We start from the raw sequence: 14,525 nt of genomic DNA on the forward strand, positions 1-14,525 counted from the left end.
GCCCCGCCCCGCCCCGCCGGCCGCCGACGCACGGACGCTGCGCCTCGGGTACGGCACCAACGGCTTCGCCAACCACCGGCTCGACGACGCGCTCGCCGTCCTCGCCGACCTCGGCTACGTCGGGGTGGCGCTCACGCTCGACCACGACCACCTCGACCCGTTCGCGCCCGGTCTCAGCCGCCGGATCGCGGCGGTGAGCCGGCGGCTGAGCGCGCTGGGCCTCGCGGTGGTGATCGAGACCGGAGCCCGCTACCTGCTCGACCCCTGGCACAAGCACGCGCCGACGCTGCTGCACGACGACCCGACCCGGCGGATCGAGTTCCTGCGCCGGGCCGTGCGGATCGGCGCCGACCTGGGCGCGGAGGCGGTCTCCTTCTGGGCCGGCGTCCGCCCGGACGCGGTGCCACCGCAGACCGCCTGGGACCGGCTGGTGGCCGGCTGCGCCACCGTGGTCGACGCCGCCGACGCGGCCGGTGTCACCCTCGGCTTCGAGCCGGAGCCGGGGATGCTGGTGCAGGACATCGCCGACTGGCGTCGGCTGCGCGCGGCGCTCGGCGACCCGGCCCGCTTCGGCATCACCCTCGACATCGGCCACTGCCGCTGCCTGGAGCCGTGGCCGGTGCCGCAGTGCGTCGCCGAGGTGGCCCCGCACCTGGTCAACGTGCAAATCGACGACATGCGCCGGGGCGTGCACGAACACCTGGAGTTCGGCACCGGCGAGATCGACTTTCCGCCGGTGCTGGCCGCCCTGGCGGCGGCCGGCTACCGAGGGCTGGTCGCGGTGGAGCTGCCCCGCGACTCGCACGCCGCACCCGCCGTGGCTGCCCGGTCGATCGAGTTCCTGCGTGCCGCCGCAGCGACGGCCACCGATTACCACCCTGCCAGCACCCTTTGCTCTGCACCCGCCGAGGCGACACCCGCGAGAGAGGCCCCGGCGCATATATAGGTGCAGAGCAAAGGGTGGCGGGGCGCGCCTGGAGCAGCAAGAGGGAGGAGACGGGATGACACCGGATTCACTACGGGCCGCGCTGGGAGGCGTACCCGATCCCGATTGGCTGGACACGGCGCTGCGCCGCGTCGCCGCGGAGCCCACCGCGATCACCCGGCTCTTCCCGGCCGCCGGCCGGCGCTGCGGCCGCGCCGCACTGCCCGACGCGCCCGGCTGGACGGCCGACGACGCGGCCCGGGTGCTGCTGCTCACCGCCCTGCCCGCCGACCACGCCGAACACGCCGACGCCCTCTACCGGCACGGCGATGCCGCCGAGCGGCGGGCGGTGCTGCGTGCCCTGCCGCTGCTGCCGATCGGGGCCGCCGGGGTGCCGCTGCTGCACGACGCGATCCGGACCAACGACACCCGGCTGGTCGCCGCCGCGCTCGGCCCGTACGCCCGCCACCTCGACCCGGCCGCCTGGCGGCAGGCGGTGCTCAAGTGCGTGTTCAGCAGTGTCCCCCTCGCCGTGGTGGCCGACCTGGACACCCGCGCCGACGGGGAACTGGCCGCCATGCTGGCCGCGCTCGCCGCCGAACGGCACGCCGCCGGCCGGGAGCTGCCCGCCGACGCCACCGACCTGCTCGACCGGCTCACCGCCGCACTGCCCCGGGAGGCGTGATGCGCATCTTCGACCCGCACATCCACATGACCTCACGCACCACGGACGACTACGAACGGATGGCCGCGGCCGGCGTCCGGGCGGTGGTGGAGCCGGCGTTCTGGCTGGGACAGCCCCGCACGAGCGCCGCCTCGTTCACCGACTACTTCGACTCGCTGATCGGCTGGGAGCCGTTCCGGGCGGGGCAGTTCGGGGTGCGGCACCACGCCACCGTGGCGCTCAACCCCAAGGAGGCGAACGACCCGCGCTGCCGTCCGGTGCTCGACCTGCTGCCGCGCTACCTGGACAAGGACGCGGTGGTCGCGGTCGGCGAGATCGGGTACGACTCGATGACCCCGGAGGAGGACGAGGCGTTCGCCGCGCAGCTCGCGCTCGCCGTGGCGTACGACCTGCCGGCGCTGGTGCACACCCCGCACCGGGACAAGGCGCGAGGCGTCGAGCGCACCCTCGCCGTGGTGGCCGAGTCCGGCATCGACGCGGGTCGGGTGGTGGTCGACCATCTCAACGAGGTGACTGTCAAGCTGGTCCGGGACACCGGCTGCTGGCTGGGCTTCTCCATCTACCCGGACACCAAGATGACCCCGGGGCGGATGGTCGAGCTGCTGCGGGAGTACGGGACGGACCGGATGCTGGTCAACTCCGCCGCCGACTGGGGGCGCTCGGACCCGCTGCTGACCCGGGCCACCGGCGAGGCGATGCTGCTCGCCGGGTTCACCGACGACGACGTCGACCGGGTGCTGTGGCGCAATCCGGTGGAGTTCTACGGGCAGTCCGGCCGGCTCGACCTCAGCGACCTGGAGGACCCGGCCGCCGTGGACCCGCAGACCGGCAACTCGATCCTGCGGGGCGGCAGCTGATGCGGCTGCGGCACGCCGGCGGCGACACCGTGCACCTCGGCTACTGCACCAACGTGCACCCCGCCGAGGATCTCGCCGGCATCCTCGACCAACTGGACACCTACGCCGTGCCGGTCCGCGCGGCGCTCGGCAGTGACCTGCTCGGGCTCGGCCTGTGGCTGGCCGCCCCGGTCGCCGCCGAGCTGGCCGCCGACCCGGCGCTGCGCCGCCGGCTGCGCGCCGAACTCGACGCGCGTGGCCTGGAGGTGGTCACCCTCAACGGCTTCCCGTACGCGGCCTTCCAGGCGCCCGTGGTCAAGCACGACGTCTACCGGCCGGACTGGACGACCGAGCAGCGACTGACGTACACCCTGGATCTGGCCCGGGTGCTCGCCGACCTGCTGCCCGACGACGCCGCCCGGGGCTCGATCTCCACCCTGCCGCTGGCCTGGCGGCAGCCCTGGGACGACGAGCGGGCCGACGCCGCCCGGCGCCGGCTGGACCAGCTCGCGGCCGGCCTGGCCGCCGTGCAGCGGGACACCGGCCGGCAGGTGCGGGTCGGCTTCGAACCGGAGCCGGGCTGCGTGGTGGAGAGCACCGGTCAGGCCGCCGCGCTGCTGTCCGGAATGGACACCGAGCGGTTGGGCGTCTGCCTCGACCTGGCCCACCTCGCCTGTGCCTGGGAGGAGCCGGCCGCGGCGCTGGCCCGGCTCGGAAGCGCCGGGCTGCCGGTGGTCAAGGTGCAGGTCTCCGCCGCCGTCGAGGCCGCCGACCCGGCCGGTGGGGCCGACGCGCTGCGCCGCTGGGTGGAGCCGCGCTTCCTGCACCAGACCCGGGGCGCCGGCTGCGCGGGCGGCGCCGACCCGGCCGACCCGGCGTACGCGGCCGACGACCTGGACGCGGCGTTGGACGCGGCGTTGCCCGGCCCGTGGCGGGTGCACTACCACGTGCCGCTGCACGCCCCACCCGAGGAACCACTCGGCTCCACCCTGCCCGTGCTGCGCGCCGCGTTGGCCGCGCTGTACGCCGGCCCCGCCGCCGGCTGTGACCACCTCGACGTGGAGACGTACACCTGGGGGGTGCTGCCGGAGGCGCGACGGCCGCGCACCGACGCGGAGCTGGCCGCCGGCATCGCCGCCGAGCTGGCCTTCGCCCGCGACGAGCTGGTCGGCCTGGGCCTGACCCCGGAGCTGACGACGGCGGGGGTGGCGCGATGAGCCGGCGACTCGTGGTGCTCGACGTGGTCGGCCTGACCCCGCGACTGCTGGCGCACATGCCCCGGCTGCGGGGGGTCGCCGACGGCGGCTTCCGGGCCGAGCTGGGCACCGTGCTGCCCGCGGTGACCTGCTCGGTGCAGTCCACCTTCCTCACCGGCGAGCCGCCGAGCGGACACGGGATCGTCGGCAACGGGTGGTATTTCCGGGAGCTGGGTGAGGTGCTGCTGTGGCGGCAGCACAACGCGCTGGTCGGCGGGGAGAAGCTCTGGCAGGCGGCCCGTCGGGCCGAGCCCGGCTACACCGTCGCCAACGTCTGCTGGTGGTACGCGATGGGCGCGGACGTCGACTGGACGGTCACCCCGCGCCCCGTGTACTACGCGGACGGGCGCAAGGAACCGGACTGCTACACCGACCCACCGGAGCTGCACGACGCGCTCACCGGGCGGCTGGGCACCTTCCCGCTGTTCACCTACTGGGGGCCGACGGCGGGACTGCCGTCGTCGCGGTGGATCTGCCAGGCGGCGGAGCAGATCCTGGCCGATGTCGCACCCGACCTGACCCTGGTCTACGTCCCGCACCTGGACTACGACCTGCAACGGTACGGCCCGTCCTCGCCGCAGGCCGCGGCCGCGGCGGCCGAGCTGGACGCGGTGCTCGGGCCACTGCTGGACGCCGCCCGGGCCCGCGACGCCACCGTCGTGGTGCTGTCGGAGTACGGCATCACCGACGTGTCCCGGCCGGTGGACGTCAACCGGCTGCTGCGCGCCGAGGGGCTGCTGCGGGTGCACACCCAGGCCGGCATGGAGTACCTCGACCCGTGGACGTCCCGGGCGTTCGCGGTCGCCGACCACCAGGTCGCGCACGTCTACGTCAAGGATCCGGCCGACGTGCCGGCGGTGGCGAAGCTCTGCTCCGGGTTGCCCGGGGTGGCCGAGGTGCTCGACGCCGAGGGCAAGGCCGCGTACGGGCTGGATCATCCGCGTGCCGGTGAGCTGGTGCTGGTGGCCGAGCCGGATGCCTGGTTCACCTACTACTACTGGCTGGACGACGCCCGCGCGCCGGACTTCGCCCGGCTGGTGGAGATTCATCGGAAGCCGGGTTACGACCCGGCGGAGCTGTTCTTCGATCCGGCAAACCCCGGTGCCGCGAAGGCCCGCGCCGGGGTGGCGCTGGCCCGCAAGAAGCTGGGCATGCGCTACCTGATGAGCGCGGTCGGCCTGGACGCCGGAGCGCGGGCGGTACGCGGCTCGCACGGCCGGCTGCCGGACGACCCGGCGGACGCCCCGGTGCTGCTCTGCTCCGACCCGGCCGCGGCCCGGGAGCGGATCGCGGCCACCGAGGTCAAGGCGCTGCTGCTGGAGTTGGCCGGACTGACTCCCGAGGCGGGCCGGCCGGGGGAGGGGTCATGACGGTCACCGTCGCGCCCGCCGACGCGAGCGGGTTGCGGGCGCGCTTCGACGCGGAGTTGGCCGGGTTCCTCGACCGGCAGGGCCCGGACTGGCCGGACGGCGCGCCACGGGGCGTGTTCACCGCGCTGTACCGGTTCGTGCTGGCCGGCGGGAAGCGGCTGCGCCCGCTCTTCTGCTACTGGGGCTGGCGCGGCGCCGGGGCGCCCGACGGAACTCCGATCGTGGTGGCCGCGGCGGCGCTGGAGCTGTTCCACGCGTTCGCGTTGATCCACGACGACATCCTGGACGGCAGTGACCGCCGCCGGGGCGAGCCGTCGGTGCACCGGCTCTTCGCCGACCTGCACGCCCGCTCGTCCTGGCGCGGCGACCCCGAGGCGTACGGGCGCAACACGGCGCTGCTCTGCGGGGATCTCTGCGCGGCCTGGTCGGACCAGATGTTCCACGAGTGCGGCCTGAGCACCGAACAGGTGCACCGGGGGTACGGCGTGTTCGCGCTGATGCGCACCGAGGTGATCGCGGGGGAGTACCTGGACCTGGTGTCCGGGGTGGGTGACGGCTCGGTGGCCAGCGCGCTCACCGTGATCCGGATGAAGGCCGCCCGGTACACGGTGACCCGGCCGTTGCAGATCGGCGCGGCTCTGGCCGGCGCGGGGCCGGAGCTGCTCGCCGCGCTGGGCGAGTTCGGTGACCCGCTGGGCGACGCGTTCCAGCTCCGCGACGACGTGCTGGGCGTCTTCGGCGACCCGGCGGTGACCGGCAAGTCGGTCCTGGACGACCTGCGGGAGGGCAAGCCGACGGTGATGATGGCGCTGGCCCGTAGCGCCGCCGACCGGCCGCAGACCGCCCGGCTGCGGGAGTTGTTCGGCAATCCGGCGCTGGACGCCGACGGCGCGGCGGAGCTGCGCGACATCATCGAGGCGACCGGCGCTCGGGAGCGGATCGAGCAGATGATCCGGGTCCGGACCGAGGCCGCGCTGGCGGCGCTGGAGAGTGCGGCGGTGGCCGAGGAGGCCCGCGCCGCACTGGTCGCGCTGGCCGCGCAGGCGATCGACCGCCGCGCCTGACCCGTCGGCGCGCGCCGGACACGGTTGCGCCGACGTCCCCTGCGACACCTGGGGTACCGCGCTGCCTGCCGACTTTCGATCGAATCGACGAAAGTTCACCGCGATCCGCCGGAAGGTATAGACACATAGACACCCCGCAATTTAGTGTCGTGGCCAACACGACAATGTTTCGTCGAGGTGAACCGGCGGCGCGGTAACCCATCGACCCCCACCACCACCGCTACGGCATCCGGCGCGACGGCGCGCGCCCGGCCTGGCAGTCATTCGTCAGGAAGGGGCAGCACACCAATGTCCAAAAAGGACGCTCCTACTCACCGGTCCCGACGATGGTTTTCCTCCGGATCGGCACTGCTCCTGGTGGCCGCGGCCGGCACGGTCGCGCTCGGCGCCGGCTCGACCCCCGCCCAGGCCCACCCCATCAACGCCACGGACTTTCAGCAGGTCGAGCTGGCCCGCGGCGTGGCCGACATGGGTGAGCCGATGTCGTTGGCCGTGCTGCCGGACCGCTCGGTCCTGCACACCGCCCGCAACGGCACACTGCGCCGCACCGACGCCAACGGCACCACCTCGGTGATCGGCACCCTGCCGGTCTACACGCACGACGAGGAGGGGCTCCAGGGCGTCGGGGTCGACCCGAACTTCGCCAGCAACCGGCAGATCTTCCTCTACTACGCCCCGCCGCTCTCCACTCCCGGCGGCGACGCGCCCGCCACCGGCACCGACTTCTCGGCCTGGCAGGGCGTCAACCGGCTCTCCCGGTTCACCCTCAACGCCGACTTCACCGTCAACCAGGCCAGCAAGGTCGACGTGCTCGACGTGCCGGCCGACCGCGGCCTGTGCTGCCACGTCGGCGGCGACATCGACTTCGACGCCGCCGGCAACCTCTACCTGTCCACCGGTGACGACACCAACCCCTTCGAATCCGCCGGCTACGCGCCGCTGGACGAGCGGACCAACCGCAACCCGGCGTACGACGCGCAGCGCAGCGCCGGCAACACCAACGACCTGCGCGGCAAGATCCTGCGGATCAAGGTGAACGCCAACGGCACGTACTCCATCCCGGCGGGCAACCTGTTCGCACCCGGCACCGCCAGGACGCGGCCGGAGATCTACGCGATGGGGTTCCGCAACCCGTTCCGGATCAGCGTGGACAAGGCCACCGGCGTCGTCTACGTCGGTGACTACGGGCCGGACGCCGGCTCCACCAGCGCCACCCGCGGACCGTCCGGCCAGGTGGAGTTCAACCGGGTCACCGCGCCGGGCAACTACGGCTGGCCGTACTGCACCGGCACCAACACCAGCACCGAGACGTACAACGAGTGGGACTTCGCCGCCAACACCGGCGGGGCGAAGTACAACTGCACCGGCGGGCCGACCAACAACTCGTTCCGCAACACCGGCCTGGGCACCCTGCCGGCGGCCAAGCCGGCCTGGATCCGGTACGCCGGTGACGCCGGCACCCCGCCGGAGTTCGGCGGCGGCTCCGAGTCACCGATGGGCGGCCCGGTCTACCGGTACAACGCCTCGTCCACCTCGACGACGAAGTTCCCGCAGACGTTCGACGGGCAGTTCTTCGCCACCGAGTTCGGCCGCGGCTGGATCAAGCCGATCCACGTCAACGCCGACGGCTCCCGGGGCACCATCGACACGTTCCCCTGGGTCGGCAAGCAGGTGATGGACTCGGCGTTCGGCCCGGACGGCGCGTACTACGTGCTCGACTACGGCACCGGCTACTTCAACGGTGACGCCAACTCCGCGCTCTACCGCTTCGACTACGTCGCCGGCGGTAACCGGGCGCCCAACGCCGCGGCCAGCGCCAACCGGACCTCCGGCGCCGCGCCGCTGGCGGTGACGTTCTCCTCGGCCGGTTCGTCCGACCCGGAGGGCGGCGCGCTGACGTACTCGTGGAACTTCGGTGACGGCACCAGTTCCACGGCGGCCAACCCGTCGAAGACCTACACCGCCAACGGCACCTACACCGCGACGCTGACCGTACGGGATCCGCAGGGCGCCACCGGCACGGCCAGCGTGGTGATCAACGTGGGCAACACCGCGCCCACCGTGACCATCAACAGCCCCGGCAACGGGCAGCTGTTCAGCTTCGGCGACACGGTGCCGTTCAGCATCACCGTCACCGACCCGGAGGACGGCACGATCGACTGCACGAAGGTCAAGATGACCTACGTCCTCGGGCACGACCAGCACGGGCACCAGATCACCTCGAAGACCGGCTGCTCCGGCTCGATCACCATCCCGGTCGACGGTGAACACGACGACGCGGCGAACATCTTCGCCATCTTCGACGCCGAGTACACCGACGCCGGTGGGCTGACCACGCACACCCAGCACACGCTGCCGCCGCGACACCGGCAGGCCGAGTTCTTCGCCAGCTCCTTCGGGGTCAACGTGTTCAGCAAGACCCCGGCCGAGGGCGGCAAGACCGTCGGCGACATCAACAACGGCGACTGGATCGCCTTCCAGCCGTACCGCCTGGGCAACGTGACCTCGTTCAGCGCCCGGGTCTCCTCGGCGGGCGCCGGTGGCACCCTCCAGGTCCGGGCCGGCTCGGCCACCGGCACGGTGCTCGGTTCGGCCACGGTCCCGGTCACCGGCGGCTGGGAAACCTTCACCACGGTGACGGGGGCGATCAGCAACCCGCCGACCGGCACCACGACGCTCTACCTGACCTTCGCCGGGTCGGGCACCGGCGCGCTCTACGACGTGGACGCGTTCACCTTCGTCACCGGTACGCCGCCCACCGGCGGGGCCGGCCCGATCAAGGGTCTGGCCGGCAAGTGCCTGGACGTGCGCAACGCCGCCACGGCCGACGGTACGCAGATCCAGATCTACACCTGCAACGGCAGTACGGCGCAGACCTGGACGGTCACGCCGAACTCCACGATCAGGGCGTTGGGCAAGTGCCTCGACGTCTCGGGTGGCGCTTCGGCCGACGGCACCAAGATCCAGCTGTGGACCTGCAACGGGACCGGGGCGCAGAACTGGGCCGCGCAGGCCGACGGCACGGTGCGCAACGTCCAGTCCGGCAAGTGCCTCGACGTCTCCGGAAACAACTCCGCGGACAGCACCGCCGTGCACCTCTGGACCTGCACCGCCGCCGCGAACCAGAAGTGGATCCTGCCCTGAGTTGAGCGGAGGGGCCCCTCGTCGACGCCTAGTGTTTGTACGAGGGGCCCCTCCTAACCGTTCTTAGGAGAGCGATATGCGCAGACTCCTGCGTCCCGTCCTCGGCGCGGCCACCGCCGTCCTCGCCGTCCTCGCCTGCACGACCCCGGCCACCCCGGCCAGCGCCGCCGACGCCCCCTACGACGTGCTGGTCTTCTCCAAGACGGCCGGCTTCCGGCACGACGCGATCCCGGTCGGCATCCAGACCATCCGCGACCTGGGCGCGGGGAACAACTTCACCGTCACCGCCACCGAGGACGCCGGCGCCTTCACCACCGCCAACCTCAACCAGTACGAGGCGGTGGTCTTCCTCAACACCACCGGTGACGTGCTCAACGCCAGCCAGCAGACGGCCTTCGAGTCGTACATCGGCTCCGGCCGCGGCTACGTGGGCGTGCACGCCGCCGCCGACACCGAGTACGACTGGCCGTTCTACGGCAACCTGGTCGGCGCGTGGTTCGCCTCGCACCCGGCCATCCAGCAGGCGAACGTCAAGGTGGAGGACCGGGGGCACGCGGCGACCGCGCACCTGCCGCAGACCTGGACCCGCACCGACGAGTGGTACAACTACCGGACCAACGCCCGGTCCACCGCGCACGTGCTGGCCACGCTGGACGAGTCGTCGTACTCCGGCGGCGGAATGGGCGCCGACCACCCGCACTCCTGGTGCAAGGGCTACAGCGGCGGCCGGTCCTTCTACACCGGCGGCGGGCACACCCAGGCGTCGTACGCCGAGCCCGCGTTCCGGGCGCACCTGCTGGGCGGTATCCGGTACGCGGCCGGTCGCAGCAAGGCCGACTGCCGGCCGGAGACCGGCTACACCCCGCTCTACAACGGCTCGACCAGCGGCTGGTCGCAGGCCGGTCCGGGCAACTTCACCAACTCCGACGCCACCCTCACCTCGGTGGGCGGGATGGGGCTGTTCTGGTACAACGCCAAGCAGTTCACCAACTACTCGCTGAAGATGGACTGGAAGCTGGCCGGCGACGACAACTCCGGCGTGTTCATCGGCTTCCCACCCTCGAGTGACCCGTGGTCGGCGGTGGACAACGGTTACGAGATCCAGATCGACGCCACCGACGCGGCCGACCGCACCACCGGGTCGGTCTACACCTTCAAGTCCGCGGACATCGCCGCCCGTGACGCGGCGTTGAACGCGCCGGGGGAGTGGAACACCTACGAGCTGCTGGTCGAGGGTGAGCGCCTCCAGATCTTCCTCAACGGCGTGAAGATCAACGACTTCACCAACACCAACCCGGTCCGTTCGCTGGCCGGCCACATCGGCATCCAGAACCACGGCACCGGCGACGACGCCTCGTTCCGCAACATCCGGATCAAGGAGCTGGGCACCACGCCGCCGCCGACGGGGAACACCACCGTCCAGGCCGAGGCGTTCAGCTCGGCCAACGGGGTCACCCCGTTCACCAAGGCGGGCGCCAACGGTGGCCAGACCATCGGCTACATCGACCCGGGTGACTGGGCCGCGTACAACGGTGTGAACCTGACCGGGGTCACCTCGTTCACGTCCCGGGTCGTCTCCGGCGGCGCGGGCGGCACGATCCAGGTGCGTACCGGTTCGGCCACCGGCCCGGTGCTCGGCTCGGTCGCGGTGCCGAACACCGGCAGCTGGACCACGTTCGCCAACGTCACCACCGCGCTGTCCGGCGTCCCGTCCGGCACCCAGAACCTCTACCTCACCTTCACCGGTAGCGGCACGGGGCTCTTCGACGTGGACGACTTCACCCTGGTCAAGGGCGGCGGTGGCGGCACCCCGGGGGTCGGCCCGATCAAGGGCCTGGGCGGCAAGTGCCTCGACGTGCGCAACAGCGGCACCGCCGACGGCACGCAGATCCAGATCTACACCTGCAACGGCAGTACGGCGCAGACCTGGACCGTGACGCCGAACTCGACGATCAGGGCGCTCGGCAAGTGCCTGGACGTGTCCGGCAACGGCACCGCCGACGGCACCAAGATCCAGCTCTGGACCTGCAACGGTACCGGCGCGCAGAACTGGGCGGCCCAGGCCGACGGCAGCCTGCGCAACGTGTCGTCGAGCAAGTGCCTCGACGTGTCCGGGAACAACTCCGCGGACAGCACGGTCGTGCACCTCTGGACCTGCAACGGCGCGGCCAACCAGAAGTGGACGCTCCCCTGATCGGCTGAGCCCTGCCCAGCGCCGACCATGCCCGGCCGGGTGTGCCCCGCCCGGCCGGGCATGGTCTGTCTGCTTGTCCGCGCTACCGGCCGGAGCGGCAGCGAGGCTTTCGAGGCGGGCGCTCACACCAATCATTCGCCGCCCGCCGCCGCCAGGCCACGGACCGGCTCACGGCCGACTGCCGTACCTTGACCAGCATGGGGCGTTTCGCGCGGTGGCGCCGGATGGTGCAGGCGCACGGGCACCGGCTGCTGCACCGGGCCGAGGAGCCCGATCCGTTGACCGGACCGGCGCCCAGCCTGAACCGTCTCGACGCGCTGGTGGAGGGCTTCGCCGCCGGTCAATCGGTGCGCTGGGCCCTGGCCGGACCGCCCCGACCGCTGCCCGAGGCCGTCGACGTCGCGGCGTACCGGATCATCGAGGAGTCGCTGACCAACGCGCGCCGGCACGCGCCGGGCGCGCCGGTGTCGGTCCGGCTGCGCTACGACGCCACGGGCATCACCATCGAGGTACGCGACGACGGCGCCGGTGCCGCGCCGACGGGCGGGGGAGCCGGACGCGGTCTGATCGCCGTACGGAGGCGCGCCGAGCGGATCGGCGGCACCTTCTCCGCCGGCCCGCGCCCCGACGGTGGCTTCATCGTCCGGGCTGTCCTGCCCGCGCCGGAGGAGATGGCCGAATGACGATCCGGCGGCGGGGCTTTCGCGATGGGCCCGGCGGAAATAGGGTGTGAGCGGCGACCGTGACGGTGGCCGGTGACCCGGTGGGAGGCGCAACCCGCCGGGCTCAGGTGCGTTCCGCACCCACCGGTGTCCCGTCCCGGTGCCGCGTACGGCTCTGACCGGTCACCCCTCGCCCCGGTCCGCACACGGAATCCCCATCACAACAGGGGAGAAGGACAATGGCGCGACCCATCACGCTCTTCACCGGCCAGTGGGCCGACCTGCCGTTCGAGGAGGTCTGCCGGCTCGCCTCCGAGTGGGGCTACGACGGTCTGGAGATCGCCTGCTGGGGCGACCACTTCGAGGTCGACAAGGCGCTCGCCGACGACTCGTACGTCGATCGCAAGCGGGAGACGCTCGCGAAGCACAACCTCCAGGTCTTCGCCATCTCCAACCACCTCGTCGGTCAGGCCGTCTGCGACCACCCGATCGACGAGCGGCACCAGGACATCCTGCCGGGCCGGATCTGGGGCGACGGGGAGCCCGAGGGCGTCCGCCAGCGGGCCGCCGAGGAGATCAAGGACACGGCGCGGGCGGCGGCGAAGCTCGGGGTGAAGACCGTTGTCGGATTCACCGGCTCGTCGATCTGGCACACCCTGGCGATGTTCCCACCGGTGCCACCGTCGATGATCGAGCGCGGCTACCAGGACTTCGCCGACCGCTGGAACCCGATCCTCGACGTGTTCGACGAGGTGGGGGTGCGGTTCGCGCACGAGGTGCACCCCAGCGAGATCGCGTACGACTACTGGACGACGAAGCGGGCGCTGGAGGCGATCGGCAACCGGCCCGCGTTCGGGTTGAACTGGGACCCGTCGCACTTCGTCTGGCAGGAACTGGACCCGGTGAACTTCATCTTCGACTTCGCCGACCGGATCTACCACGTCGACTGCAAGGACGCCAAGGTGCGCACCGGGGACGGCCGGCGCGGCCGGCTCGCCTCCCATCTGCCCTGGGCGGATCTGCGTCGCGGCTGGGACTTCGTCTCCACCGGGCACGGGGACGTGCCCTGGGAGGACTGCTTCCGGGCGTTGAACGCGATCGGCTACACCGGCCCGATCTCCATCGAGTGGGAGGACGCCGGGATGGACCGGCTGGTCGGTGCCCCGGAGGCGTTGCAGTTCGTCCGCCGGCTGGCCTTCGACGCCCCGAGCGCCGCCTTCGACGCCGCGTTCAGCAGCAAGGACTGACGCTCCCGGCGGCGGTCGCCGCACGCGGACAGACCACGGGCCGGTCGCCCTGCGGCGACCGGCCCGTCGACGTGCGGTTGGTCAGAGCGTGCTGGCGTTCGTGCCCGAGCCGGACGGCTTGGTGCGGGGGGTGGCCGACGGCGACCCGGAGGTCGTGCCGACCGAGCTGCTGGTGCCCGACGAGCCGGAGCCCGCCTTGGCGCCAACGGTGGCGGGCGTGCCGGCGAACGCGTCGTCGGCGGCGGTCAGCTCCTGCTTGCCGGAGCTGCCGTTGCCCGTGCCCAGCTTCTCGCCCAGCTTGGTCTGGCCGAGCTTGTCCTTGCCCTCGCTGTAGAGCTTGTTGGCCTGGGCCTGCGCGACCCCGGCCGCCTCCTGGACGGTCGGGTGGTCGAGCACCTTGCGGCCCCTGACGACCAGCTCTTCGTACTTTTCCCGGCCGGCACGGGCGCCCAGGACGAATCCCGCAGCCAGCCCGCCAAGAAACATGATCTTTCCGCGCATGGCGGCTCCTTCCGTACCTGACGCGCCGTCGCCCCGGCGAGCTGCCCCGTCGGGAGCGACCAATTCGCGCCTGCGTCCTCTGTCCGCAGCTAACTACCCATCCTGCTCTCCGCTCATACCTGCTTGTGCCCGGATGACGATTTGCCCCGATTATCGATGGGCCACGCAGCTGACCTGGGCGTCTGGATCATGGAAGGTGCGAGGCCGAACCCACTGGACCACCACCCCCGGATGTCCTGTACTCTTGTCCCGTCGCACGGCGTCGGGGAGATCCCGGGCCGGGCGGTGCACGGTCCCCTGTAGCTCAATTGGCAGAGCAGCCGGCTGTTAACCGGCAGGTTATTGGTTCGAGTCCAATCGGGGGAGCTCTTCCACCCAACGCCCGTCGGCAGCACGCCGACGGGCGTCTTCGTGTTCTCTCGGACCACCCAGGCTCGTGTCGATCATGGAGCCGTGGTGCCCGGTTCAGTGGTGCCTGCCCCCTTCGTCCGGCACCACAACTCCATGATCCACCCGGGCTGGGCGGATTCGGCTTTCTTGGGCCGCTTGGCCGGCAGGATGGGTTGTGTCGACTTAGACTCGCGCTGCGTCGATTTCTGCGTCGAAATCTGAGGTTGGGTGGGGGATGGTCGGGCGAGGAG

Annotated in this window: 11 protein-coding genes and 1 tRNA gene; 11 read left to right on the forward strand and 1 reads right to left on the reverse strand. The window is 72.0% G+C overall.

Annotation, left to right across the window (positions count from 1 at the left end; genetic code table 11):
• The first annotated feature begins 37 nt into the window (after positions 1-37).
• The 10 genes from EAD89_RS27120 (at position 38) to EAD89_RS27165 (ending at position 13,383) form a co-directional block, all read left to right on the forward strand.
• The gene (locus tag EAD89_RS27120; RefSeq protein ID WP_121677700.1) at positions 38-946 is read left to right on the forward strand and encodes a sugar phosphate isomerase/epimerase; all 909 of its coding nucleotides are present in this window, start codon (positions 38-40) and stop codon (positions 944-946) included.
• 55 nt (positions 947-1,001) lie between these two features.
• On the forward strand, positions 1,002-1,610 hold the full coding sequence (locus tag EAD89_RS27125; RefSeq protein ID WP_121677695.1) for an EboA domain-containing protein: 609 nt from the start codon (positions 1,002-1,004) through the stop codon (positions 1,608-1,610).
• Complete coding sequence (locus EAD89_RS27130; protein ID WP_121677696.1) at positions 1,610-2,467, forward strand: TatD family hydrolase; 858 nt, start codon at positions 1,610-1,612, stop codon at positions 2,465-2,467. The genes EAD89_RS27125 and EAD89_RS27130 overlap by 1 nt, the downstream gene beginning before the upstream one ends.
• Entirely contained in the window at positions 2,467-3,663 is a 1,197-nt protein-coding gene (gene eboE / locus EAD89_RS27135; RefSeq protein ID WP_121655517.1) for a metabolite traffic protein EboE, read from the forward strand. The genes EAD89_RS27130 and eboE overlap by 1 nt, the downstream gene beginning before the upstream one ends.
• Positions 3,660-5,072, forward strand: coding sequence for an alkaline phosphatase family protein (locus EAD89_RS27140; RefSeq protein ID WP_199733648.1), 1,413 nt, complete (start codon positions 3,660-3,662; stop codon positions 5,070-5,072). The genes eboE and EAD89_RS27140 overlap by 4 nt, the downstream gene beginning before the upstream one ends.
• The gene (locus tag EAD89_RS27145; protein WP_121655516.1) at positions 5,069-6,136 is read left to right on the forward strand and encodes a polyprenyl synthetase family protein; all 1,068 of its coding nucleotides are present in this window, start codon (positions 5,069-5,071) and stop codon (positions 6,134-6,136) included. The genes EAD89_RS27140 and EAD89_RS27145 overlap by 4 nt, the downstream gene beginning before the upstream one ends.
• Positions 6,137-6,424: 288 nt before the next feature.
• On the forward strand, positions 6,425-9,280 hold the full coding sequence (locus EAD89_RS27150) for a PQQ-dependent sugar dehydrogenase (RefSeq protein WP_121677697.1): 2,856 nt from the start codon (positions 6,425-6,427) through the stop codon (positions 9,278-9,280).
• 76 nt (positions 9,281-9,356) lie between these two features.
• Positions 9,357-11,474 carry a ThuA domain-containing protein gene (locus tag EAD89_RS27155; RefSeq protein WP_121655514.1) on the forward strand — a complete coding sequence of 706 codons (2,118 nt, stop codon included), beginning with the start codon at positions 9,357-9,359 and terminating at the stop codon, positions 11,472-11,474.
• Positions 11,475-11,671: 197 nt separating this feature from the next.
• Entirely contained in the window at positions 11,672-12,157 is a 486-nt protein-coding gene (locus tag EAD89_RS27160) for a sensor histidine kinase (protein ID WP_121677698.1), read from the forward strand.
• Between the two features lie 218 nt (positions 12,158-12,375).
• On the forward strand, positions 12,376-13,383 hold the full coding sequence (locus EAD89_RS27165) for a sugar phosphate isomerase/epimerase (protein WP_121677699.1): 1,008 nt from the start codon (positions 12,376-12,378) through the stop codon (positions 13,381-13,383).
• A gap of 81 nt (positions 13,384-13,464) precedes the next feature.
• Here EAD89_RS27165 and EAD89_RS27170 read toward each other — a convergent pair whose 3' ends face one another.
• Positions 13,465-13,884: a hypothetical protein gene (locus tag EAD89_RS27170; protein ID WP_121655511.1), complete on the reverse strand. Its 420-nt coding sequence runs from the start codon at positions 13,882-13,884 to the stop codon at positions 13,465-13,467.
• Positions 13,885-14,177: 293 nt separating this feature from the next.
• On the opposite strand from EAD89_RS27170, the gene EAD89_RS27175 reads away from it, so the two are divergent.
• A tRNA-Asn gene (locus EAD89_RS27175) sits at positions 14,178-14,250 on the forward strand.
• Positions 14,251-14,525 lie beyond the last annotated feature (275 nt).

The organism is Micromonospora sp. BL4, from assembly GCF_003667505.1.
Classification (GTDB): domain Bacteria; phylum Actinomycetota; class Actinomycetes; order Mycobacteriales; family Micromonosporaceae; genus Micromonospora.